The sequence below is a fragment of the Bartonella sp. MU37NMGALS genome (assembly GCF_042194015.1).
Taxonomy (GTDB): Bacteria; Pseudomonadota; Alphaproteobacteria; order Rhizobiales; family Rhizobiaceae; genus Bartonella; species Bartonella grahamii.
Map to the genome: position 1 here is coordinate 87809 of NZ_JBHIML010000005.1, position 26245 is coordinate 114053.

18 protein-coding genes are annotated in these 26245 nt (G+C 35.8%); 4 read left to right on the top strand and 14 right to left on the bottom strand.

The features are described 5' to 3' along the window. Positions 1-3: 3 nt before the first annotated feature. The 3 genes from sufC to ACFIJP_RS04580 all read right to left on the bottom strand — a co-directional run bounded on the left by sufC (position 4) and on the right by ACFIJP_RS04580 (position 3745). Entirely contained in the window at positions 4-759 is a 756-nt protein-coding gene (sufC, locus tag ACFIJP_RS04570) for a Fe-S cluster assembly ATPase SufC (protein WP_375625871.1), read from the bottom strand. 158 nt (positions 760-917) lie between these two features. After that, positions 918-2429 (bottom strand): Fe-S cluster assembly protein SufB, encoded by a 1512-nt coding sequence (gene sufB / locus ACFIJP_RS04575; RefSeq protein WP_375625872.1) that lies wholly within the window; start codon positions 2427-2429, stop codon positions 918-920. A 170-nt stretch (positions 2430-2599) separates the two neighbouring features. Beyond that, entirely contained in the window at positions 2600-3745 is a 1146-nt protein-coding gene (locus tag ACFIJP_RS04580; RefSeq protein WP_375625874.1) for a cysteine desulfurase family protein, read from the bottom strand. A 161-nt stretch (positions 3746-3906) separates the two neighbouring features. Between ACFIJP_RS04580 and ACFIJP_RS04585 the strand changes: the two genes are divergently transcribed. From ACFIJP_RS04585 to ACFIJP_RS04595, 3 genes are all read left to right on the top strand, one after another. Beyond that, positions 3907-4587, top strand: coding sequence for an alpha/beta hydrolase (locus tag ACFIJP_RS04585; RefSeq protein ID WP_375625875.1), 681 nt, complete (start codon positions 3907-3909; stop codon positions 4585-4587). Between the two features lie 314 nt (positions 4588-4901). Then, entirely contained in the window at positions 4902-6155 is a 1254-nt protein-coding gene (gene tyrS, locus ACFIJP_RS04590; RefSeq protein WP_375625877.1) for a tyrosine--tRNA ligase, read from the top strand. Positions 6156-6341: 186 nt separating this feature from the next. Beyond that, positions 6342-6827, top strand: coding sequence for a peroxiredoxin (locus tag ACFIJP_RS04595; RefSeq protein ID WP_375625879.1), 486 nt, complete (start codon positions 6342-6344; stop codon positions 6825-6827). 335 nt (positions 6828-7162) lie between these two features. Here the strand turns inward: ACFIJP_RS04595 and prfB are convergent. The 3 genes from prfB to ACFIJP_RS04610 all read right to left on the bottom strand — a co-directional run bounded on the left by prfB (position 7163) and on the right by ACFIJP_RS04610 (position 12322). Beyond that, a protein-coding gene (gene prfB / locus ACFIJP_RS04600) for a peptide chain release factor 2 (RefSeq protein WP_375625881.1) occupies positions 7163-8291 on the bottom strand; the annotation gives its coding sequence in 2 pieces (ribosomal slippage) (positions 7163-8221 and positions 8223-8291; 1128 coding nt in all). Between the two features lie 167 nt (positions 8292-8458). Further along, complete coding sequence (locus ACFIJP_RS04605; RefSeq protein ID WP_375625883.1) at positions 8459-10924, bottom strand: penicillin-binding protein 1A; 2466 nt, start codon at positions 10922-10924, stop codon at positions 8459-8461. Positions 10925-11092: 168 nt separating this feature from the next. Beyond that, a complete protein-coding gene (locus ACFIJP_RS04610; RefSeq protein WP_375625885.1) occupies positions 11093-12322 on the bottom strand; it encodes an N-acetylmuramoyl-L-alanine amidase in 1230 nt (409 codons plus the stop codon). 589 nt (positions 12323-12911) lie between these two features. Here ACFIJP_RS04610 and ACFIJP_RS04615 point away from each other — a divergent pair. After that, positions 12912-15542: an Rne/Rng family ribonuclease gene (locus ACFIJP_RS04615; protein WP_375625887.1), complete on the top strand. Its 2631-nt coding sequence runs from the start codon at positions 12912-12914 to the stop codon at positions 15540-15542. An 87-nt stretch (positions 15543-15629) separates the two neighbouring features. Here ACFIJP_RS04615 and ACFIJP_RS04620 read toward each other — a convergent pair whose 3' ends face one another. From ACFIJP_RS04620 to proS, 8 genes are all read right to left on the bottom strand, one after another. After that, positions 15630-16241: an invasion associated locus B family protein gene (locus ACFIJP_RS04620; RefSeq protein WP_015856370.1), complete on the bottom strand. Its 612-nt coding sequence runs from the start codon at positions 16239-16241 to the stop codon at positions 15630-15632. Between the two features lie 1620 nt (positions 16242-17861). Beyond that, positions 17862-18266, bottom strand: a complete 405-nt coding sequence (locus ACFIJP_RS04625; protein ID WP_375625889.1) for a hypothetical protein — start codon at positions 18264-18266, stop codon at positions 17862-17864. Next, a complete protein-coding gene (locus ACFIJP_RS04630) occupies positions 18263-18715 on the bottom strand; it encodes a hypothetical protein (protein WP_375625891.1) in 453 nt (150 codons plus the stop codon). The genes ACFIJP_RS04625 and ACFIJP_RS04630 overlap by 4 nt, the downstream gene beginning before the upstream one ends. Before the next feature lie 197 nt (positions 18716-18912). Next, positions 18913-22413 (bottom strand): transcription-repair coupling factor, encoded by a 3501-nt coding sequence (gene mfd, locus ACFIJP_RS04635; RefSeq protein WP_375625892.1) that lies wholly within the window; start codon positions 22411-22413, stop codon positions 18913-18915. Positions 22414-22418: 5 nt separating this feature from the next. Further along, positions 22419-22706 (bottom strand): succinate dehydrogenase assembly factor 2, encoded by a 288-nt coding sequence (locus ACFIJP_RS04640; RefSeq protein ID WP_375625894.1) that lies wholly within the window; start codon positions 22704-22706, stop codon positions 22419-22421. A 66-nt stretch (positions 22707-22772) separates the two neighbouring features. Next, positions 22773-23453 carry an ABC transporter ATP-binding protein gene (locus ACFIJP_RS04645; protein ID WP_375625895.1) on the bottom strand — a complete coding sequence of 227 codons (681 nt, stop codon included), beginning with the start codon at positions 23451-23453 and terminating at the stop codon, positions 22773-22775. Continuing rightward, a complete protein-coding gene (locus ACFIJP_RS04650; RefSeq protein WP_375625897.1) occupies positions 23453-24721 on the bottom strand; it encodes a lipoprotein-releasing ABC transporter permease subunit in 1269 nt (422 codons plus the stop codon). The genes ACFIJP_RS04645 and ACFIJP_RS04650 overlap by 1 nt, the downstream gene beginning before the upstream one ends. Positions 24722-24732: 11 nt before the next feature. Beyond that, positions 24733-26058, bottom strand: coding sequence for a proline--tRNA ligase (gene proS / locus ACFIJP_RS04655; RefSeq protein ID WP_375625899.1), 1326 nt, complete (start codon positions 26056-26058; stop codon positions 24733-24735). Positions 26059-26245: the final 187 nt, after the last annotated feature.

Genomic DNA, 26245 nt, shown 5'->3' on the forward strand with positions numbered 1-26245 from the left:
ACCTCAAACTGCTTCCCTGATAAGATCAGCATACCCATTTTGCTCTAAATAAATCGCTAAGGATTTATCTCCGCTTTTGATAATTTGTCCTTTATAAAGAACATGTACAGTATCAGGAATGATATAATTAAGCAGCCGTTGATAATGGGTAATCACCAAAAATGAACGTTTTGAATCCCGAAGTTTATTAACACCATCTGCAACAATTTTTAGTGCATCAATGTCTAAACCAGAATCCGTTTCATCTAAAATGCAAAGTTTAGGTTCAAGAAGTGCCATTTGTAAAATTTCAGCGCGTTTTTTTTCTCCACCTGAAAAACCCACATTTAATGGACGCTTTAGCATATCCATATCTATTTCAAGTTTGGCTGAAACTTCCTTAACACATTTTATAAATTCAGGAATTTTAAGCTCTCTGTCACCGCGTGCTTTGCGTTGAGAATTCATCGCAACTTTTAAAAATTCCATCGTTGCTACCCCTGGTATTTCCATTGGATATTGAAATGCAAGAAAAACACCATATGCAGCACGTTCTGCTGGATCCATTTCTAAAAGTGATTGTCCATTATAGAGAATATCTCCTTCTGTTATTTCATAATCATCACGACCAGCAAGCAAATAAGACAAAGTTGATTTTCCGGCTCCATTTTGTCCCATGATAGCGGCAACTTCTCCATCTTGAACTGTCAAGTTTAAACCACGAATAACTTCTGTATCGGTTCCAGCAATACGGGCGTGCAAATTTTTCATCTCTAACATAATTTAATCCTGTTTTGGCTGTTTTTCAGATACCAATGCATATTATTTTGCCTTAGCATCCATCTACTTTTGTAATTACCATAGAGGTCATTTTTAGCATGATTTGCTACTGTTACAGCCTTTTTACATCAAGTCTTCTATTTATCTAATTCAATAAATTATCCAACACTACCTTCAAGGCTGATACCAATAAGCTTTTGTGCTTCGACAGCAAATTCCATGGGAAGTTTTTGAATGACCTCTTTTACAAAACCATTTACAATTAATGCGATAGCTTCTTCTTCGGGAATTCCTCTCTGCATAACATAAAAAAGTTGGTCATCAGAAATTTTTGATGTTGTGGCTTCATGTTCAAACTGAGCTGTTGCATTTTTTGCTTCAATATAAGGAACTGTATGCGCACCACAATCATTCCCGATTAACAAACTATCACATTGCGTAAAATTACGCGCATTTTGTGCTTTTCGATGTGCTGTAACTTGTCCTCGATAAGTGTTATTTGAAAAACCTGCGGAAATGCCTTTGGAAATAATACGACTGGATGTATTTTTTCCCAAATGAATCATTTTTGTACCGGAATCAATTTGTTGATGACCATTTGCAACAGCAATAGAATAAAATTCTCCACGCGCATTATCACCACGGAGTAAGCAGGATGGATATTTCCAAGTAATCGCAGAACCAGTCTCAACTTGTGTCCATGAAATTTTAGAGTTATCACCTCGACAATCTCCACGCTTCGTCACAAAATTATAAATACCGCCCTTTCCATCTTTATCGCCAGGATACCAGTTTTGTACTGTAGAATATTTAATCTCTGCATTTTTAAGGGCAATAAGCTCAACAACAGCAGCATGAAGTTGGTTTTCATCACGTTGGGGTGCTGTACATCCTTCAAGATAAGAAACATAGGAATCTTCAGCGGCGATAATCAATGTTCGTTCAAATTGGCCAGTGTTGCGTTCATTAATCCTAAAATAAGTTGAAAGCTCCATAGGACAACGAACCCCTTTGGGAATATAAACAAATGAACCATCTGTAAAGACAGCTGCATTTAAGGCTGCATAATAATTATCACTTATAGGTACAACTGTTCCTAAATATTCCTTAATAAGCTCAGAATGTTCAATAATCGCCTCTGAAATAGAACAAAAAATCACACCAGCACGTGCCAGCTCTTTTTTGAATGTTGTTACAACAGAAACAGAATCAAAGACTGCATCAACAGCCACCTGCCCCGATACAGACATACTGTCATCAAAAGTAGAGGGATCAGACTGTTTTCTTACTCCTGCCAAAATCTCTTGTTCTTTAAGGGGAATGCCAAGTTTTTCGTACATTGCTAATAACTCAGGATCCACTTCATCCAAAGATTTTGGTCCTGTATGATTTTTTGGAGCAGCATAATAATAAAGCTCCTGAAAATCAATTTTAGGATATTCAAGACGCGCCCAATGAGGCTCTTGCATTGTCAGCCAACGGCGGTAAGCTTTTAAGCGCCATGTTAGCATCCATTCAGGCTCATGTTTTTTAGCAGAAATGAATTTGATAATATCTTCATTTAAGCCTTTTGGAGCTTTATCTGTTTCAATATTGGTTTCAAAACCATATTTATATTGGTCAACATCTATTTCACGTACTTGGCGTATTGTTTCTTGTACTGCCGGCATAAATTTTCTCCATTTTTTGGCGTCAAAAACCGGTAACTAAAAGTCTTGTTTTTTCCAAGATTAAAGTAAGCAAGTTATTTCCTAGGCTATAGGTAAAGTGCAAAAATTTCAATCAAACTTATCTTATTTTTAAAATAATTCTAATTTTTATAACTTTCTGATGATAAATTTTACCCTTTTTTCTTGCTTGTAATTTGAGAAAAAAACGATAGAAAATCATCAATATCCTCAGAAGTTGTGTCCCGCCCTAGCGAAATGCGAATGGCACCATTTGGAACATGATACCCCATTGCCTCCAACACTTTGCTCTGTTTTACTTTTCCCGAAGAACACGCAGAGCCAGATGATATAGAAAACCCTTCTAAATCAAAAGCTATTTGCATCGTTTCAGCTTTTATATTTTTCACGGTAAAGTAAGTTGTATTTGGCAAACGTTGAACTCTTTTGCCAAAAATTTCAACATTTTTACTTATTTTTTGTAATCCATCTTCTAATTTATTGCGTAAATATATTAACTGTTTTATTTCCTCCTGTGTGAAACAATCAGCCATTGCTGCCCCAAAAGCAGCAATAAGAGGCAATGCTTCTGTTCCTCCACGGAGACCTTTTTCTTGTCCTCCTCCAATAATAAGAGGGTGTGGCATAAGAAGATTGCCACATGAAACAAAAGCACCGATTCCTTTAGGACCGCCAATTTTATGTGCAGACAGTATAAAAAAATCTCCTCCTAACTGATTAATATCCACGAAATTCTTATCGACATATTGTGTCAAATCAACAATAAGAGTGCCTCCTAAATCCCGAACAATGGCGGCGATTTCTGTTAACGGTTGAATAACACCCGTTTCACTATTTGCAGCTTGAATAGCAACAAGAGGTAAACCTTTTGTTTTATCGTGAACCGTTAAGAGTGCTATTAATTTATCTTGTTGTATGAGCCCATCTTGATTAACAGCAATGACGCTTATCAATTCTTTAGAAAAACGCCCTCCCTCTGCCACAGAGGGATGTTCAGTTGCTCCAAGGTAAAGACGAGAAAATTGAACTTTTGCATTCCCCATATTGTAAAAGGGCGTTAGCAAAGTCATTGCTGCTTCACTCGCACCAGAGGTAAATACCACGTGATCTGGATCTGTTTTAAGATTTTCAGCGATTTGCCGACGAGCCTTTTGCAACAAGGTTTTAGCCGCACGCCCTTCCTTATGAACCGATGATGGATTACCAAATATCTCTAAAGATTCCAGTAACGCCATCCGTGCCACTTTTTTGAGCGGTGTTGTTGCGTTATGATCAAAATATCGGCGTTTTATAACCATTTTACATCGCAATCATTAATCTTATGAATTGATTAAAAAAATAGCGCAATTTTCTTGAAAAGTGCACTAAAAAAAGAATATCTAATGATTATTTAAGAGATTCTATGGTAAAAGTCGACCAAGGTCAATGAGAGCCTTTTATTGCATTTAAGGAGCATTTTATGCCAGAAATTATTTTTAACGGTCCTGCGGGTCGGCTCGAAGGGCGTTATCAACCTTCACAACAAAAAAATGCACCCATTGCGATCATTTTGCATCCTCATCCCCAATTTGGTGGAACTATGAATCATAAAATTGTCTATGACCTCTTTTATATGTTCCAACAACGTGGCTTTACAACTTTACGTTTTAACTTTCGTGGTATTGGTCGTAGTCAGGGTGAATTTGATTATGGAATAGGAGAACTTTCAGATGCTGCTGCTGCTCTCGATTGGGTGCAAACACAACATCCAGATTCTAAAAATTGTTGGGTAGCAGGATATTCATTTGGAGCATGGATTGGTATGCAGCTTTTAATGCGCCGACCGGAAATTGAGGGATTTATCTCTGTTGCCCCTCAGCCTAATGTTTATGACTTTTCATTTCTTGCACCTTGTCCCTCCTCTGGACTTATCATTCATGGCGGTATCGATAAAGTTGCCCCCCCAAAAGATGTTCAAATACTTGTCGATAAATTGAAAACACAAAAAGGAATCATCATCACACAAGAAATATTGGAAGAGGCTAATCACTTTTTCAGTGGATGTCATGAAGAACTTATTGAACGATGTGCCCACTATTTGGATAACCATATCACCAATGAATTTCTCGCTCCTCCTCCTGAAATACTTTCACTAACTTAGGAAAACACGATAGATTTATAAAAATCAGCAAAAGTCGTCTCCGATCATAACAAAGTAATTTTTTTAGTCCGTACTTAAAACTTTTCTAAATTTTATTTCAGGATAGAAATGAGAATAACAAAATGCCTTTTTTCTCTCACTGAGAGGTCTCTCTTTTTAGCGTAAAAAGGAAATAATACCTGTATTGTTATCTTTATATTATCAATATGTCTCTTTTTCTTGTGATGTGTGCATCAGTTATGATAGATAACGCTCCGTTATATAATCACTTATTATATGAAATGAATGCACTCTTAAATTAGGAAATTGAATCTGTGTTTGCCTTTAAATCTGATTTTTTACACATTATGAGCGAACGTGGTTTTATCCACCAAATTTCAGATGAAAAAGGCTTAGATGATCTTTTTTCAAAAGAAACCGTAAGCGCTTATACTGGATTTGATCCAACAGCATCGAGTTTACATGCTGGAAGTCTTCTTCAGATTATGATGCTTTATTGGTTACAAAAAACTGGTCATCGCCCCATTGCTTTAATGGGCGGAGGAACCGGATTGATCGGTGATCCTTCCTTCAAAGATGAAGCGCGACGTCTTCTGACACAAGATGATATTGCTGCAAATATTGATGGTATTAAAAAGGTATTTGCTAACTATTTGACATTCGGTGACCGAGAAACTGATGCTTGTATTGTGAATAATGCTGAATGGTTATGCAATTTAAACTACTTAGAATTTTTGCGTGATGTAGGAAAACATTTTTCTGTCAACCGTATGTTATCATTTGATTCTGTCAGACTGAGACTTGAGCGTGAGCACTCTTTGTCATTCTTAGAGTTTAATTATATGATTCTGCAAGCTTATGACTTTGTTGAACTTTATAAACGTTATGGGTTGCGTATGCAAATGGGGGGCTCTGATCAATGGGGTAACATTATTAACGGAATCGAATTAGGGCATCGTTTAGGAACACCACAATTATATGCGTTAACATCACCATTACTGACAACCTCTTCCGGTGCCAAAATGGGTAAATCATTGAATGGAGCTGTATGGCTGAATGCGGATATGCTTTCACCTTATCAATTTTGGCAATATTGGCGCAATACAGAAGATGCTGATGTAATACGATTTCTAAAGCTCTATACCCCATTGCCAATGGATGAGATTCTTAAACTTTCTGTATTACAAGGGACAGAAATTAACGAAGCAAAAAAAATTCTTGCAACAGAAGTTACAGCAATGTTGCATGGACGTGCTCTCGCCAATGCTGCAGCAGAAACTGCTCGCAAAACGTTTGAAGAAAAAACTTTGGGAGAAAATCTTCCAACTGTTGAAATTAATGCCTCAGAATTAAAAAAAGGTGTTGGATTGCTCACCCTTTTAGTACAAGCAGGACTCGCTAAATCTAATAGTGAGGCACGCAGACACGTTCAAGGTGGAGGTGTACGTGTAAATGATCAAATTATTGAGGATGAAACACATCTTATTATTGAAGGGGATGTCAGTGTAGAAGGAATCATTAAGCTTTCTTTCGGTAAGAAAAAACATGTTGTGATAAAACCAGTATAATCTTTTGTTGTTTTGTTTATGTTGTTCACGCCGATCTTGTTCTTTCAATCCAATCGTTGTGATAGAGCGAGTTTTGTTAAGAAAATAAAGGTCTCTTCAAAATAATAATATTCTAGAGAGTTGAATAGTTCTTTTCTTCTGTGTACTCTGATATCTTATACTTATTACACAAGAAAGATGAAAACAATGACAAGATCAATGAAAGGTGCTCTTGCTCCTGATTTTAATTTGCCTCGCGATGGAGGAGAGACAGTATGTCTTTCTGACTTTAAAGGAAAACCTGTTGTTTTATATTTTTATCCAAAAGATGACACCAGCGGTTGCACAAACGAAGCACTTGATTTCACAAAATTAAAGATGAAATTTGATGAAATCGGTGTTGCTGTTATTGGAATCTCTCCAGATAATGTAAAAAAACATGATAAATTTAAAGTAAAATATGAACTTGATGTCATCTTGGTTTCTGATGAAGAAAAAACAACCCTCGAAGCTTATGGTGTTTGGGTTGAGAAAAGCATGTATGGACGCAAATATATGGGCGTTGAACGGAGCACTTTTTTAATTGATGCAAATGGAATAATAGCAGAAGAATGGCGCAAAGTAAGCGTATCTGGGCATGCTGAAAATGTTTTAGCTACTGCAACACTTTTACATCATAACGGTAACTTATAAATTGAGTGTTTGATTTACCTTAAAAAGCAAAAGTCATCCCCCGAATTGATTTTAGTTTTTCAACGGATTCAATTTTTACAATATATTGATTTATAAGGATAATGAATTGTTTTATATTTATATTAGTCCTCCGAATATCGCAAATTTTTCTTATTTCAGCTTTCTGTCACTTGCAATATCATAAGCAGGATTGGTGTGTGAGAAAAAATTGAAGAAAGGAACAAGAAAATCCCTCTTTGAACCTTTAAAGTATCAAGAATATCGTAATATCACAACATCAATAAAACAAACAACTTAAGAAAAAAATCTACATAGCTTGAAGGAAGGATATATAATTAACGAATATCCTCAATTTCTTTGTCTTGTCCATAAATGCGCCGTGCGAGTGCTGCCTCTATAAATGCATCTAAATTACCATTCAGTACGGATTGTGGATCCGTATTTTCAATCCCTGTACGCAAATCTTTGACAAGCTGATAGGGTTGAAGAACATAAGATCTAATTTGATGTCCCCATCCGATTTCTGTTTTAGAAGATTCAGCAGCATTGGTTTCTTCTTCTCTTTTTTTAAGCTCTTCTTCATAAAGCCGTGCACGCAACATCGACCAAGCCGTAGCGCGATTTTTATGTTGAGAACGCTCTGTTTGACATTGAACAACAATACCCGTTTTTATATGTGTGATGCGAACAGCGGAATCTGTCGTGTTAACATGTTGTCCTCCTGCTCCTGATGCACGATATGTATCAATACGCACATCTGCCTCTGAAACATCAACTTCAATATTGTCATCAATAACTGGATAAACCCAAATACTTGCAAAAGAGGTATGGCGCTTTGCATTCGAATCAAATGGAGAAATCCGAACCAAGCGATGAACGCCTGATTCTGTTTTTAACATTCCATAAGCATTATGCCCTTTTACAAGAATAGTTGCTGACTTTATTCCTGCTTCTTCTCCATCATGAATTTCTAAAATTTCAACCTTCATGTCATGCTGCTCAGCCCAGCGCATATACATACGTAAGAGCATAGAAGCCCAATCTTGGCTTTCTGTTCCCCCCGCTCCAGCATGAACTTCTAAATAGGTATCATTCGGATCCGCCTCTCCTGAAAGAAGTACATCAATTTGCCTTTTATCTATCTCATTTTTAAGATTACGTATTGAATTTTCTGCATCAGCGATAATTTCAACATCACTTTCTTCTTCGCCCATCGCGATAAGCTCAATGCATTCTTCAAGTGTTTTTGTAAATGATAAAAGACCATTGATTGAATCATCAAGACGTTGACGCTCACGCATCATATCCTGTGCTTGTTGTGCATTATCCCATAATGACGGATCTTCCGCTTTTTGATTAAGATATTCGAGACGCTTTAGTGATTGATCCCAGTCAAAGATGCCCCCTTAGCAATTGAATTGCTTTCTGGATTTCATCAACTAATGTTTCTATTTCTGCTCGCATAATTTAACACCGTATTTTTTAACACTCTTTCTGGTTATGTCTCTAGAATTTTATACAAATCTGATAGCTGCTGTGAGGAAATAGCACGGACTTATCATTCTATTTACAGGACCGACACTGCAAAAAAATAAAAACTATAGACTCATGGCGAAAGGAGATTTTGTTGATTAATACAGCCCACCTGTCCCACTTTCAAGGGCTTTATTGACTTGTGGAGAAGTAGTTATTGCAGGAACACCTTCTTGAAAAGAATTTGTACTCCCAATAACTTGATATATATCAGCAGGACCAGTCCCTGGTTTAAATGCTTCTATAATAACATCTTGATCTCCTCTTTCGGCAAGCATTCCTGTTTTCCGATTAATTGGCATTAAAATCATGCCCTTTGGCATCTTAAAGGGAACATCTGGCTTTCCTTTAAGAGCATCTGCCATAAAATCACCAAAAATAGGTGCAGCTAATGAACTTCCTGTTCCATTATATCCTAACGGAGCTGGTTGATCATAACCGACAAAAATACCAACGACAATGTCAGGAGTAAATCCCATAAACCAGACATCCTTAGAGTCATTGGTTGTTCCTGTTTTAGCCGCAATATGTCGATTAAGATAACGTAAACGTGCTGCAGTACCACGCTGAACAACCCCTTCCATCATCGAGGTAATTTGATAAGCCGTCATAGGGTCAAGAACTTGATCTCTTTCATCAATCAATGTGGGTTCACGTTGATTATTCCATGAAGGCGTATTACAATTTTCACAAATACGATCATCATGACGATAAATTGTCTTTCCATAACGATCTTGAATTCTGTCTATCAGAGAAGGCTTAATAGAGCGTCCCCCATTGGCAATAACTGAATAAGCTGTAACCATTCGTAATACTGTTGTTTCACCAGCCCCTAAAGCCATAGGAAGATAAGGCTGCAATTTGTCCACTATACCAAAGCGTTCTGCATATTCAGCGACAAGAGGCATTCCCATATCATTGGCAAGCCGTATTGTCATAAGATTACGAGAACGCTCAATACCATAACGCAACGTTGAAGGTCCTGCAAAGGTACCACCATAATTTTTGGGTTGCCAAACTTCACCATTATATTGACGAACTTCAATGGGGCCATCTAAAACAACAGATGCTGGTGTATACCCGTTATCAAGGGCTGCTGCATAAACAAAAGGCTTAAAAGCAGACCCCGGTTGGCGATAAGCTTGGGTTGCACGATTGAATTCAGATGCAGCAAAAGAAAATCCTCCCACCATAGCAAGAACGCGCCCTGTATGAGGTTCCATAGCAACAATCGCACCTTCAACCTTTGGAATTTGTTGTAAACGATAAGTGTTGTTTGCATTGGATAGTTTTTCAACAAAAATCACATCTCCAACTTGCAGAACATGAGATAAGTTCTGAACAGTTTTTCGATAACCGTTTTCTTTTACAACATGGAGGGCCCATTTTGAATCAGATTCAGATAAAACAGCAATTTCCCGTTTTTTTGATAATATACCCGAAGCTTCACGCTGTGGCTGTAAACCAATCTCTACTTTATTGGGATTAGTAGAAAGAACAACAGCTAAACGCCATTCAGGAACATCACTAAGCCCCGTGATATTTGCAAGTTCTATCCCCCAATCACCTTTTTCATCGATATGCGCATAAGCTCCACGCCATCCTTGCAAATGATCAAATTTAATTAATCCAGCGTGCAAAGCACGTCGCGCAATAAGTTGCAAATGCGGATCAAGCGTTGTACGAATGGAAAGCCCACCTTCATAAAGTGTCTTAGCCCCATAGCGATGTATTAAACGACGTCGCACTTCTTCAGTAAAATAATCAGCCGCAAAAACATAGCTATCACTCCCACGTATTGTCGCTCCTAAAGGTTTAGCTTTCGCTTTTTCACCTTGTTCACGCGTTACATATCCATTTGCAATCATCCGATCTATAACCCAATTGCGCCGATCAATAGCACGTTGTGTATTCTTAAATGGATCATAATTTGCTGGTCCTTTTGGAAGAGCAGCTAAATAAGCACATTGTTCTAGCGTCAGATCATTGACGGATTTATTGAAATAGGTCAGAGAAGCAGCTGCTATACCATAAGTACCACGACCCAGATAAATTTCATTGAGATAAAGTTCGAGAATATGATCCTTTGAATAAGTTTTCTCAATACGCATTGCTAAAATAGCTTCCTTAAATTTACGCTCTAACGTTGTTTCTGAACTTAAAAGAAAGTTTTTAGCGACTTGTTGGGTTATAGTTGATGCACCCTCTGGACGTCTTCCAGAACCAATATTACGAATATTATTGATCAAAGCTCGAGAAAGTCCTTCGGGATCTAAACCAAAATGATGATAAAAGTTTTTGTCTTCAGCCGAAATAAAAGCATTTATAACAAGCTTTGGTATTGATTGAATTGGTAAATAGAGGCGATGTTTTGTTGCAAACTCTGCCATAAGACGGCCATCAGAAGCATGGACGCGGGTCATTACCGGCGGCTCATAAAGTGAAAGAACTTCATAATCAGGCAGTGCATTTGCTTGACTACTCGTCATAACACCCCACGTTATTGCTCCACAAAGTCCAATAGCAACAAAAAAACGAAGAAAATATCTTAAAAAAATCATCATAAAAATGGCTATCGCTTTCTTAAGAATTAATCAAAGAAAAAATACGTTATTTAAACCACATCACATGGATATCACCACAAGATTGAGATCAAGAGAAATTGTTTTCTATCTTTTATTTATACTAGAATACACTACAAACTCGTACTGATACTCTATTTTTTTACAAATTTAAAGAGGCTGTACCATTTTCTGCCTATAATCAGCAAATTGACGAATAGAATGAGCGATAGAGGCTGCCATTTGTTTTCTCCAATGAGGATCATTTAATAACTTTTCGTCCTCTTTATTGGATAAATAACCTATCTCTATCAGGACGGAGGGTATATCTGAAGCTCTTAAAACTTGAAAATTAGCATACCGATGTGGGTTATTAATCAAGTTAATATGATTCTTTGATAAACTTGAAATAACACTATTTGCAAAATTAACCGAAAATGTATGTGTTTCACGTCGTGTAAGATCCATCAAAATATCTGTAACTTCGAGCATTTCATCTGCAGGCAAACCATCAAGCAAATCAACTTTATTTTCATTTTCAGCTAAAGATTTTGCAATGGCATCAGAGGCTTTGTCTGATATGGTATAAACTGTGGCACCGCGAAGAGAATGTAGATCAATCGTATCCGCGTGAATAGATATAAAAAGATCAGCATCGAACTCTTGCGCTTTTTTAACTCTTTCACTTAATCTTAAAAAAATATTGGAATCTCGCGTTAAAGCAACAGTAATATGAGAATCCTTTTGTAATTCGTCTCGCAATGCACGCGCAAAGTCTAAAGTCACATCTTTTTCTAAAATTCCAGTAACACCCCGTGCACCACCATCAATACCACCATGACCAGGATCAAGAACAACACGGAAATTATATGCTGGCATTAACTGTGTTTTTGTATCAAAATTGGCTTTTTGCTGTTTTTTTAATATTTCATCAAATTTTTCTGGTGTACTTTTGCGAATATCAATCAGCAACTGCCATAAACCATTATTTAATTTTTTTACGACACTTCTTTCAACCATAAAAGCCGTTTTACTTGTCAAAATAATGCGTGAAGTCTGTATGTCAGAAAAAGCATAACGCACATCTGAAAGCATAACAGATAATGTATTCTGTTTCTTTAAAGGCGTATTTTGCATCGAAAAGTCAATTGTAGGTAAATTGATAACCAAACGTGCAGGCCTGTCCAAAATCTGTAAACGAACATTTGGTTTTGAATTGAGAACCGCAATAATACGCGTATGAACACTATCGCCAATGGTTCGAAAATTAATAAGTTTCAGAGGATCTGCGGCTTGAACACTAGTTTGGAATAGCAAAAAACATAATAAAAAATATGTGACGGGCACAATAAGATCCCCATAGGCTATTTTCAGCTTTTTGGTAAAGAAAACTCTTATCATAAGCAAAATACTCTACATTACATTTGTAATAATTTATCTTGGTTATATAAAAACGATACACCAGTTTATTCTCTATTTTTCAATAAAAGCTAAATAAACACCCAAAAACGAAATTAAGGTCATTAAAGACATTATCATTATACATGATTTACATTGTTACTTGCCAAACGCATGATATCAACATAAAAGAATATTTATGCTTCCTAGCTGATAATAGTCATCTAAATTATCTGTAACTCATATTAAGTTGTCTTTAGAGGTTTTTTGCCTATTATGCATTGAGACTTTGTTTATGGATGAAAAAATTCTATGTTATAACATTAGGATTGCATTACTTAAGATTCGTTGGTTCGGATATCCGAACTGTTTTAAAGATTATTTTACCGGAGACTTTTAAGAAATATGAGTCATAAAAAACAGATGGAGATAATGATGAGAAATGGTGTAAATGCAGTCATGCCTTTGCACGTGGTGTTCCGTCTTGTTTTTCTGGTATCTCCCTTTTATGGCAGACAGCCTTTTATATTTACGAATAGTTATAGCGTTCGTTTGAATAAAATTGTGCATGTCGCCTTCAGGATATTAGCTTATGTCAAACAAAATGCTTATAGATGCCTCCCATCCGGAGGAAACACGTGTTGTTGTTGTTCACGGCAACAAAATTGAAGAACTTGATTTTGAATCAGAACATAGAAAACAGCTCAAGGGGAATATTTATCTCGCACGTATTACGCGTGTAGAACCGTCTCTCCAAGCAGCTTTTGTTGAATATGGTGGAAACCGACATGGTTTTTTAACATTTTCTGAAATTCATCCTGATTATTATCAAATTCCTATTGCTGATCGCCTTGCTCTTCTTGAAGAAGAGGAAAAAGCAGCTGTAGGAGAAAATTCTGTAGATTCCTTTACGGAAGAAGCAACTAAAAATAAAAAACGCTCCAGAAGAACAAAAAAAAATGGAAAAAACAATGTCATAGCAGCCGATATTGAAAATGATATCACATCTGAATCAACAATAATTGATAATACAGAAGAAGCATTAAATACCGATATCTCTTATGATGAGATCGAAATGGTTGGTGCTGAGGACATCCGTGAAGAGCTCCCAATTTATCAAAGAAAACAAGGGCGCCAGTACAAAATTCAAGAAGTCATTAAACGACGTCAAATTTTGTTGGTACAAGTCATCAAAGAAGAGCGTGGTAATAAAGGTGCTGCCCTTACAACATATTTGTCTTTAGCAGGTCGTTATTCTGTTCTAATGCCCAACACAGCACGTGGTGGTGGTATTTCACGAAAAATTACGAACGTACAAGACCGTAAGCGTCTTAAAGAAATCGTAAAAGAATTAGCCGTTCCAAAAGGTATGGGCGTTATCTTACGAACGGCTGGTGCCAATAGAACAAAAGCTGAAATTAAACGTGATTATGAATATCTTATGCGGTTATGGGATACTATTCGCACTTTGACACTCGAGTCAACGGCGCCATGCCTTGTCCATGAAGAAAGTAATCTCATCAAGCGTTCTATACGAGATCTTTACAATAAGAATATTAGTGAAATTCTTGTCTCTGGAGAGCAAGGATATCGTGAAGCGAAAGACTTTATGCGTATGCTCATGCCAAGTCATGCAAAAGTTGTGCAACCTTACCGTGATCCTACACCCATTTTTGCAAGAAATAATATTGAAATTCAACTTGATAAAATGTTGCAACCACAGGTTTCTTTAAAATCTGGTGGTTATCTTGTTATTAATCAAACAGAAGCACTCGTTGCTATTGACGTGAATTCTGGCCGCTCTACGAAAGAATTCTCTGTCGAAAAGACAGCTTTACAAACTAACCTTGAAGCTGCTGAAGAAGTAGCGCGTCAATTACGCTTGCGTGACCTTGCTGGTTTAATTGTGATTGATTTTATTGATATGCTTGAAGAACGCAATGTAAAGCTGATCGAAAAAAAATTAAAAGATTGTTTAAAAAATGATCGTGCTCGTATTCAAGTAGGTCATATTTCACACTTCGGCCTTTTAGAAATGAGTCGTCAACGTATTCGCATATCGGTTTTAGAAAGTACAACACAGCCCTGCCCGCATTGCGCAGGAACAGGAAATATACGTTCTGAATCATCAATTGCATTACATGTCATGCGCTCAATTGAAGAATATCTTCTTCATAATTCGCAATATAATATTATCGTGCGCACACCCGTAGCAACAGCGCTTTATGTATTAAATCATAAACGCAACATTCTTGTTAATTTAGAAACTCGCTTTAAGCTTAATATTAGTATTGAAGCAGATGATAGTATTGGAACGCAACATCTTGTTATTTCTAAGGGCTCAATAGCAGAGAGCATTTCTCGATCTTCATTGGAAGATGTTAATAAGCAAGAAATTGAAGATTCTGTTTTCATAAAAAGTGAATCTATTGAAAATCCTTCTCCCATTGAAACAAACCAAAAACGTCGGCGCAAAAATCGTCACAGTGAAATTACTGATCATTCTCTCTCCGATGTTCATAAAAAAGAAGATACCTTGAATGATGATTCTTATCGTCGAGGACGTCGTCGAGGACGTCGTGGTGGTCGACGCAATCAAGATAATAGTTTTCATCAGATTCGCGTTCCTTACGCAGAACCAGTGGGAGATTTTGCTCAGCAGGCTCTAGTAGAAATTAAAGCAGCACATCGCAAACATCGTGTTTTATCTGCTAAATCTTTTGAACTTGAAGAAACAAAAGGTAATACACAAGCTCTAGATATACAACAACAGGGTGAGTCTAAAAAAATTGATACAAGTATTAAACCTAAAAAACGTAAAGCACGTTCTTCAAAAGTAGTAGAAAATCAACTTTCTTTAGAGAATGATCAAAATGACGCAGAACAAAAATCTCTTGAAGAAAAACCTAAAACTAGTTCAGTACGTAAAACTAAAACAAAAAAAGCAGACCAATCTGTTCATGCGATAGAAGATAAAACTCTTGAAAAGAGTAAAAAATCAACACGTGGAACACGTAAAAAAACATCTTCTAAAGAGACAGAACAAATACAAAAAATATTAGAGAAAGAAACTATAATCGAGATGGAGGAAGTTGTCGAAACCTCTCCTTCCCAAATTGAAGAAACAATTAATCAACCCGTTGTTATTTCATCAACGCCTAATGATTCTTCCAAAACTGAACGTATTGGTTGGTGGAAACGCAGAATTCTTTCGAAAAATTAAAGATTAAAAAAACCGCCGCAGTTTTCTGTGGCGGTTTAAATAAATAATTATAGAAGACGTTTCAACCAATTCTATGGCGTGGGTTTATCACTTTTGTTTTGCTTTTTCTTGCTCAGCCCGCATACGATCTTCAATTTCTTTTTGCTTTGATTGAATAGCTTGCTGCATCTTTATTTGTTCTTGTTGGAAATCTTTTTCCTCCATACCAGGACCGGTATAGGCCGCTGTAAACCCATTAAGAGAAAATTCAATAGGATTAGCTGAACCACGGAAATTAACTGTGGTTACAACCATTTTTGTACCACTTTTCATAGCAGCTATAAGCTTATCATCCAAGACATCATTGGCAATACAACTTGGTCCATTACAAATAATATAAGGAATTTTTTTAGAGAAGTCGTCACCAATTTTAATGTGAACACCCTCTGGCAAAAAACGACCTGTAGGCACTTGAATACCTATACGTTTTTCATTTTGCTTCCCTTTTATTTCAACAAGATTAAAAGCCGTTAAAGGTTGTCCCGTATTTGATAATACAGTATTCATTGTATTACAAATATCAACATCATGCTGCTTACTGCAAACTTTGTACCAACCTTGTGATAAAGTTTGCGCATTTGCAGAAATACCAGCTATAAGAAAAAGGGCAGCGGCTCCAACTAATACTGAAACAGCAGAATAAACATTTTTATGCGACATGATTAAGTTAATCCTTTCAACGCGCTCTTAAGTAACTTCAAAAAATATTAAATATAATTCCAACTTAAATTTATTAAATTATAATGAAATAATAATTAATTTTACTTCAATATATATAAAAAAGTCAAATTCAAAGAAAAAATACGGCGATCTATTCTAATTTTATACACCCATATAATTCCCCTCTTCATCACATTGGTGTTTGATGCAATCTATCCATAAAACACCTCTGTGTATTTGAACCAAGATTACACAAACGAATCAATATTGCAATATTAATTAAAATAAACTCCCATGCTACTCTAAAAGTCTTACTAATTAAACTTTTTACATTGATTACTCTTTATATTAAGCCGTGAAGCCTTAGCAATAGGTGTTGCAATGCATGGAGCTCCGAAATATCAGATAAATTTTACTGTTTTCGTTATGTGCTTCGTGTGATACACAAAAGCGAAATCATTTATGGTATTATTGAAACATTTGATGAATTAAAACCACTGATTGTCTAAAATTTCTGCATAATTGTAGAGAACTTTTTGGTAATGGACAATTTTCTGCCCTTGTTTACAAAACAATGGTGATACGCTTTTGTAATAAAAACTTTATATTCCATAGCTTTTAACTAAAAAGTTTAGTTTAAAAATAAGCTACTAAAGAAGTGCTTTTTTCTTAATTAAACAACACATTTTCTTAGAGAAAAAATCTATAACTGCTGAAAATATTTTATTTATAATAAACTTCCTTAAAATATAATAACATATTAATTTATAATAATAATTTATCTTTTTTCTATATTGTATGAAAGATCCTAATAGCGCAAACTTCTCTTATATTGAAACAATAAAATTTATCCACTTGCATATCACAAGAGGAGTTAGTTTTATAGATAAAACTACTGAATAAAGGAATAAAAATACCCTCTATGAATCATCTTACGTGCCCAAAGCCATAATAAATTTATGCTCATATATTAAACATTTATATATTACAGCTCTGTACAAATATTATCTCTCAGCTTTATAACGTGAATAAAAAATATAGCTTTTATCAATTTATTTTAAGTTATTTCTCAAATAAAAGAATTTGCTAAAATGATAAATTCCTATAATTTTTTTCATCTTTCACAACATCAAAGACACAAATCGTCAATGATTTAAATTTTAAGCAAAAATGAATTCAAAATATCATTTTGTTTTCCTATATAAAACAGTGAAATATCTTTCTTATTGTATTAACGAAATATGATTTATGATATGAGATGTATCGTTATTAAAATAATTAATCAGATAAAAATATACAAACACAAAAAACAAGCATAAAAAGAAATCATAAAAAAGATATATAAGATTATTACTTAATATGTATCTTATATAATAATAATAGTAATATCTTATATGTATAAAATTATTTTATTATAAATAATAATTCAAAAAATTAAAAATATATTATCACTAACCTATTTTAACTATTGTTCAGTATACCATCTTAATTTATCTGAATTAATTTTTAATTTGCTACCCTTATAGCATAATTTTTCATGAAGTGTCTAAACTACACTTTTAAGAAAATTAAGTATTTTTCTATTTTTAACACATTTCTACATAAATCAAACAATACTTTTTAATTGAATAATTCTTCAACATGAGAACGCATACGATCTATGATATTCTTTTTCTTGTTTGGAAGCATTATATTATGCACTTCCTTAATGGTTCTGCAAAACACAGGTGCATTTTTCACAAACCAATTATCTCCTGTAAGACTGTTTTTTATATCGTCAAATATTTGTTTTTCATAACTATAAGAGCCATCTGTTAGTAATTCTTTAATATCCCTGACTAAACTAGGACTTATTGAATGGTTTGCGTCTTTTGCCCAACTAAAATCTTTATCTTTCCAATCAAAATCTTTGCGCAAAATAGCGCCTATATCACTCTGCAATATATCCGCTAACGTGTTGCAAGCAATAATAAACATGAGATAATTTTTCATTATCTCATCATCACCTCCACTTTTCTCATTCATTTCCCATTCATTAAACATTTGAGTTTTTTTAAATAGTCTTTTGTTTTAATCAACTTTTCCTCATACTCCCCTACTTCGTACTCTCTCGCTATATGTATTCTAGAGATAATTTTTTGTTTGTTTTCAAATAGATCTTGTAATTTCGAACCAAGATTATAATATTCATCCTTCATAGTTTTCAGTTTTTTGTATAACTTATTCTGTTCCTGCAAACGCTTATAGTATTCTGCTTTAGAAATATTTTTTTCCCAAATATCTAAATGAGATATACTTTCTTCAATAAATTGTATGCTCTCTTTAATATTCTTTCTTTTGTCTTTTAAATGTTGGTATTGTTCCTCAGAAAACAACTCAGCGTGAGCGTTTTTTACGCCGTGCATCAAAGTGAGTAATAAAAAAACTATTGTTAGCAACTTTTGTAATGAAGAAAGCATGCTATCTTTACCCAAATTTTTGTTTTTTACAAAATTTACAGAAGCTTATTGTATGCAAGTGCTATTCATTGCAGTTACGCCATCTAATCTATTTTCTTCACTATATCAATACGTATTGTACAAAAACTCAAAATCAATATATAAGGAGTTCCTTTATTATAAATTCATTTTTATAAAAATGAGTAAAAATTCTAAAACAACAAAGAAATTTTTTAACCAGAATATTGTTCTGCCATTTCGACAAGCTGTGTCATAATATTCGCTGCTCCAACAAGCCTTTCATCCGCTGTGGACCAATCTCGAATAAGAGCGATACTTTGATCTGGTCGAATTTTTGCCATCGAACCTTGTTTTCCAACCCACTGAACAAGAGCAATACTATTTGCAAAATAATTATTGCGAAACTGTATAACAATCCCCTTTGGTCCAGTATCCAATTTTTCTACATGCGCTTTTCGACATAATGTTTTGATATAGAAGACTTTAAGAAGGTGTTGAACTTCAAGCGGTAAAGGACCAAAGCGATCAATTAACTCCGCTGCAAATTCATCAATTTGTTCTAAATCATCAAGTTCTGTTAAACGACGATAAAGCCCCATACGTAATGGCAAGTCAGGCACGAAACTTTCTGGTATCATCACTGTTGTACCAAGTGAAATTTGAGGAGACCATTGCTTATCTTCATTTAGCTCTCCATCTTTTAATTCAGCAACAGCTTCTTCAAGCATTTTTTGATAGAGTTCAAATCCAACTTCTTTAATATGCCCCGATTGCTCTTCACCTAAAAAATTGCCTGAACCACGGATATCCATGTCATGGCTTGCCAATTGAAAACCAGCCCCCAAGGTGTCAAGAGATTGTAAAACTTTAAGACGACGATCAGCAGCAGCTGTTAAAACTTTACCAGCAGGAAATGTAAAGAGTGCATAAGCACGTTGTTTTGAGCGCCCTACCCTCCCTCGTAACTGATAGAGTGCAGAAAGACCAAACATCTCAGCGCGATGCACAATTAGGGTATTGGCTGTTGGAATATCAAGACCAGATTCGATAATGGTTGTTGAGACCAGCACATCATATTGCCCATCATAAAATGCATTCATGATATCATCAAGTTGTCCAGCCGGCATTTGTCCATGAGCCACAACGAATTTCAGTTCTGGCACATGTGTTTTGAGATATTCTTCTACAAAAGTCAGATCAGAAATACGAGGACAAATATAGAAACTTTGTCCGCCACGATAATATTCTCGAAGCAGGGTCTCTCGTATAACAAGTGCATCAAAGGGTGAAATAAAAGTACGAACGGCCATTCTATCAATGGGGGGCGTTGTTATCAATGAAAGTTCACGTACACCCGATAATGCTAACCCTAAAGTGCGTGGTATGGGAGTTGCTGAAAGTGTGAGAACATGAATATCACTTTTAAGCTCTTTTAAACGCTCTTTGTGTTTGACACCAAAATGCTGCTCCTCATCAATGATGAGAAGGCCTAACCGTAAAAAATTAACTGCACCACTTAATAATGCATGGGTTCCAATGACAATATCGATTGTACCATCTGAAACACCTTTTTTTACTTGTGCAAGTTCTTTTGCTTTTACAAGCCTTGAAGCATGTCCAATTTTAACCGGTAATCCTTGAAACCGCGAAATAAATGTCTTGTAATGTTGACGTGAAAGCAAAGTTGTCGGTACAACAACAGCAACCTGATATCCATTTAATGCTGCGACAAAAGCACTTCGAATGGCTACTTCGGTTTTTCCAAAACCAACATCACCGCATATCAAGCGATCCATAGGCTTTCCTGAGGCTAAATCGTCTAAAACAGCATCAATTGCATTCATTTGATCTTCCGTTTCTTCATAGGGAAAGCAAGCAACAAACTCATCAAATGGTCCAACTGGTGGAAGTAAAGCAGGCGCAGCACGAGTTATACGTTCTGCAGCTATACGAATTAATTGCCCTGCCATTTCCAATAAATGTTTTTTAAGCCGAGCTTTACGTGCTTGCCAAGCAACACCCCCTAATTTATCTAAAGTTACCTCTGTTCCTTCTGAGCCATAACGTGAGAGAAGCTCAATATTTTCAACAGGTAAAAAGAGTAAATCACCTCCAGCATATCTAATTTCAAGGCAATCTCGTAAAATTCCAGTGGTTTTGATGGTTTTAAGACCAACAAATTGGCCAATACCGTGGTCGATATGCACAATAATATCACCAGAATTTAAAGCAGAAATTTCAGAAATAAAATTTGTATTATTCTTACGCCGCTTTGGTGATCTTATAAAACGATCGCCAAGGATATCTTGCTCTGCTATAATAGCTAAATCTTCAGCCTCAAAACCATGTTCTATCATGATAACAGCTGCTAATATGCGATCTCGTGGGGTTGCTTTGACAGTTTGCAAGGATTTTACAACATCTATTTTTTTCAATCCATGCTCGTCAAGAACTTGTAGCAAACGATTGAGAGATCCTTCACTCCAACACGCTAAAAGCACTTTTTTACCAGCAGTGCGTAAAGATGCGATATGATCAATAACACTTGAAAAAACATTTTTTTCCTGCGCATTACGCTCTTTTACAAAATCATATCCCTGTTTAACATTGGTGTGAATAACAGTTTGTTCTAGACTTTGTGGAATATTAAAAGGCGAAAAATCAATACGCTGTGAAGATTGTTGTACATCTTTCAAAACACGCTCTGGCGTTAAATAAAAAAGACTAGGATCTATTGGATGATAAGAAGTAGAATTTTTTTCATCATTTTCGCGCTCTTTGCGCGCGTTATAATAGTCTTTAATAAGACGATAGCGCTCAACGAAGACTTCCTCTATAAGATGCTCAAAAACGATCGGTAAGTTGCCACAATGGTCAAAAAAACTATCAAGGTTTTCATAAAAAAATGGAAGCCAATGTTCCATACCGGCAAAACGCCGGCCTTGAGCAATTGCTTCATAAAGCATGTTATTTTTTTGTGATACGCCAAATGTACGGGTATAATTGCTCTTAAAACGGCTTATGCGTTCTGGTGTGAGAACAACCTCACTCATTGCCTGTAATAAAAGTTCAGTTTTTTGGCCTGTTGTCCTTTGATTTTCTGGATCAAATATGCGGATACTTTCTAGGGTATCTCCAAAAAAATCAAGACGTAAAGGTTCAACATCCATGGGAGAAAAGATATCAAGTATTCCTCCTCTTACAGCAAACTCACCAACATCACGGACAACCGTAACGCGTTCAAAACCATTGGTTTCTAAAAACTGAATAAGATTTCCCATGTTATTGCGCTGGCCAACACGTGCGTGAATAAGCTGAGCTTCTATCATTTCACGAGGAGGTAACTTTTGCATAATCGCATTTGCTGTTGTTAATATAATTGCAGGATGCGGATCTTTACGTAAATTTGCTATGTGTGCCAATGCTGATAATCGACGTGCCATAACAGAAATTCCTGGTGACACACGATCATAAGGCAAACAATCCCATGCAGGAAATTGAAGTATGGGTAAATTGGGCTCAATAAAATTTAAAACTTGTTGTAAATGAACAATTTTTGTTCCGTCGCGGACAACATAGATGAGCGGTTTACCTTGTGCAATTTCTGAACTTAATTTCGCAAGCGCAAAGGCTTCAAATCCATCAATAACTCCATCTAAAATCATACGAACAGAATTATTTTTGGGAATAACAATTTTTTTAAATATAGGCATCGGGATTAATAACTTAAGCAAGTACGATAATTGGCAATATCACGAAAAAGTGGACTATCAACTTCAGAGGGTGGCGAAATTTCTCCAGTAATCCATGTGAGTAAATCACGATCATCAAAAGACATAATATACTCAAGTTCAGAGAGTGTTTTATCATTCATTCCAGTAATATGGGCATCGACATAATGTCCAAAAATGAAATCCATTTCACGAATACCGCGATGCCATGCACGAAAAATCAATCGACGACGACGTACATCTAATTGATTTTTGTCAACGACAAAAACTGTCATGAAAAATCTCCTTGAATAAAGTAATATAAACTATTCAATTAATCGTATAAAATTTTTACCTTTCTTTTAAGGAAGTTCTATAATCTTTTGTTCTTTAAGTGTAATTCGACGATGCATTTGCTTAGCCAAAGCGTAATTATGTGTTGCAATAAGAGCAGAAAGACCAGATTGACGAACAAGAATAGATAAAGCTTGAAAGACATAAGCTGCAGTTACGGGATCAAGATTTCCTGTAGGTTCATCAGCTAAAAGAACCGAAGGGCCATTTGCTACGGCACGTGCAATAGCAATACGTTGTTGTTCTCCTCCCGATAACTCTGAGGGACGATGATCAGCACGATGCGAAACACGCAGATACGTCAATAATTTGCGCGCACGATCTTCCGCTATGGACTTTTTTAATCCTGCTATCATTTGCGGTATCATGACATTTTCTAACGCCGTAAACTCTGGAAGCAAATGATGAAATTGATAAACAAAACCAATATCATTTCTTCTTATAGCTGTTCGCTCACTATCAGAGCGTTTTGCACAGGAAATACCCCGTAACATCACATCACCAGCTGTTGGTTTTTCTAATAATCCAGCAATATGAAGAAGTGTTGATTTTCCAGCACCAGATGGTGCAACAAGTGCGACAAGCTCTCCACGATTAAGAATAAAATTCGCTTTATCTAAAACAATGAGCGGCTTATGACTTTCGAAAAAGTGTCTTTCAATCTCTACAAGCTCTAAAATAGCTGTCATTATTCATACCTCAAAGCTTGTACGGGATCTAGCTTAGCAGCACGCCATGCCGGAATGAGAGCAGCAAGAAACGACAAGAATAAAGCCATCATAGCAACCAAGATAGTCTGTTTCCACTCAATTTGTGCAGGCAATTTTGTTAAAAAATAAAGTTGAGGATTAAAAACGTCGACATTAAATAACCAAGATATAAAGTCTTGGATATGATTAATATTAGCGGTCGCGATAACACCTAAAACTAAACCCAATATAGTTCCAATAAAACCAATCATCATTCCTGTAATGATAAATATACGCAAAATCGCACTCTGTTGAGCCCCCATCGTGCGTAAAATCGCAATATCATGACTTTTATCTTTTACAAGCATAATCAGCCCTGAAATAATATTTAAAGCAGCAACAAGAACGATCAGAGAAAGAATGAAAAACATAACATTTCGTTCAATCTGTAAGGCTGAAAAAAAAGCCTGATTGCGTGTACGCCAATCAATTAAATAGACCTGTTGATCAACTGTTTTTTCTACAATAGGTTTTATTTGATCAACAGCATCAGGATCATTTAGAAATAATTCTAAAGACTGAACCTTATCTCCCAAATTAAAAAATATTTGTGCTTCATGGAGAGGCATAAAGATAAATATTGAATCATATTCAGACATACCAACTTCAAAAATAGCAACGACTTTATAAGCTTTCACACGTGGGGTAACGCCAAAAGGAGTCTCATCACCATCTGGAGTAATAATACGAATATCTCTTCCAACTGTCAGTCCCAATTTTTCTGCTAAGCCACTTCCAATTGCAACACCTTCTTCTTCATCAAACCGAGAAATCGATCCTAATTTAATGTTTTGAGAGACTGTTTTAAGCTTTTCTAGATCTTGTTTGCGCATACCACGAACTAATGCGCCAGAGCCACCTTGAACTTCACCTTGAACAAGCGCTTGACCTTCAATAACAGGCAAAGCAAACTTCACACCATTTGTAGATTCTAAAGAAGAAATAAGAGTCTTATAATCAGAAAAACCAGAATCAACAGTTTGAACAATAAGATGCCCATTCATACCAAGAATACGATTGAGAAGTTCTGTACGAAAGCCATTCATCACCGCCATAACAACAACCAGAGCAAATACGCCCAACATAATCCCAATAAGAGAAATAATTGAAATAACAGATGCAACGACATGTTTTTTATTGGGAATCATATAACGAAAAGCGATCATCCACTCATAAGATGAAAACCATTTGTCTTTCAGCCTCTTCATAACATTTCCTATTAATTTATAGAAAGTTGGCTGAGTACATCTTCAACCTTTAGAGATTTTTTTACACCTGTTTTTCGATCTTTAATTTCAACTTCATTTTGTGCAATGCTGTTAGGACCAACAATGATTTGCGTTGGCAAACCAATCAAATCCATTGTTGCAAATTTTGATCCAGGACGTTCATTTCTATCATCTAATAATGAATCAAAACCAGCCTCCTTTAATCCCTGATAGAGAAACTCACATGTCTTTGTGCATTTTTCATCATCGGATTTCATATTGATAATTCCAAAATCAAACGGTGCCATCGACTTTGGCCAAATAATACCATTTTCATCATGAGAAGCCTCTATAGCGGCAGCAACAAGACGCGAAGGTCCAATACCATAAGATCCCATAGAGACTACATGCTCTTTTCCATCTTGTCCCATAACTTTTGCTCCCATTGGAGCAGAATATTTCGTGCCAAAGTGGAAAATATGCCCGACTTCAATACCACGCGCTGAAAGACGATTATGATCAGAAATTTTAGCCCACTCCTCTTCATTATGCATTTCTTCCGTCGCTGCATAAAAAGATGTCCATTGTTTAACAATATCATCCAAAACAGCTTTATCACTAAAATCGATTGAACTATCAGGAACAGTAAGTTCAAGAAATTGTTTATCACAGAAGATAGCGCTCTCTCCCGTTTCAGCCAAAATGATAAATTCATGACTGAGTTCCCCCCCTATTGGACCCGTATCTGCACGCATAGGAATTGCTTTTAAACCAAGACGAGAAAAAGTGCGTAAATAAGCAACAAACATACGATTATAAGATGTTTTAGAACCTTCATAATCAAGATCAAAAGAATAAGCATCTTTCATTAAAAATTCTCGTGCCCGCATCACACCAAAACGTGGGCGAATTTCATCACGAAATTTCCATTGAATATGATATAAATTAAGTGGAAGATCTTTATAAGAACGAACATATGAGCGAAAAATATCTGTTACCATCTCTTCATTGGTTGGACCATAAAGTAAATCACGCTTTTGGCGATCTTTAATGCGAAGCATTTCCAAACCATAATCATCATAACGACCGCTTTCACGCCAAAGATCAGCAGATTGAATTGTAGGCATCAATATTTCTATTGCACCCGCACGTTCTTGCTCCTCACAAATAATTTTACAAACTTTATCAAGTACTTTTTTTCCTAAGGGAAGCCAAGAATAAATTCCTGATGTTTGTTGGCGAATCATACCGGCACGCAACATGAGCCGATGAGAAACAATCTCTGCTTCCTTAGGATTCTCTTTTAAAAGTGGAAGGAAATATTGAGTAAGACGCATTAAATAACTAACTCCTAATCACACCTATCATATCGAAACAATTTATCACACCCTCTATTCATCTATAGCCGCATTCTGAATACTTGCAAATATAACGATCTTACTATTTAAAAATTTACCAGGCTTTATTCTTTATTTTTCTTATTTAGCAATAAAATAAAAGTGCTCTTCTCTTTTTAAATAACGT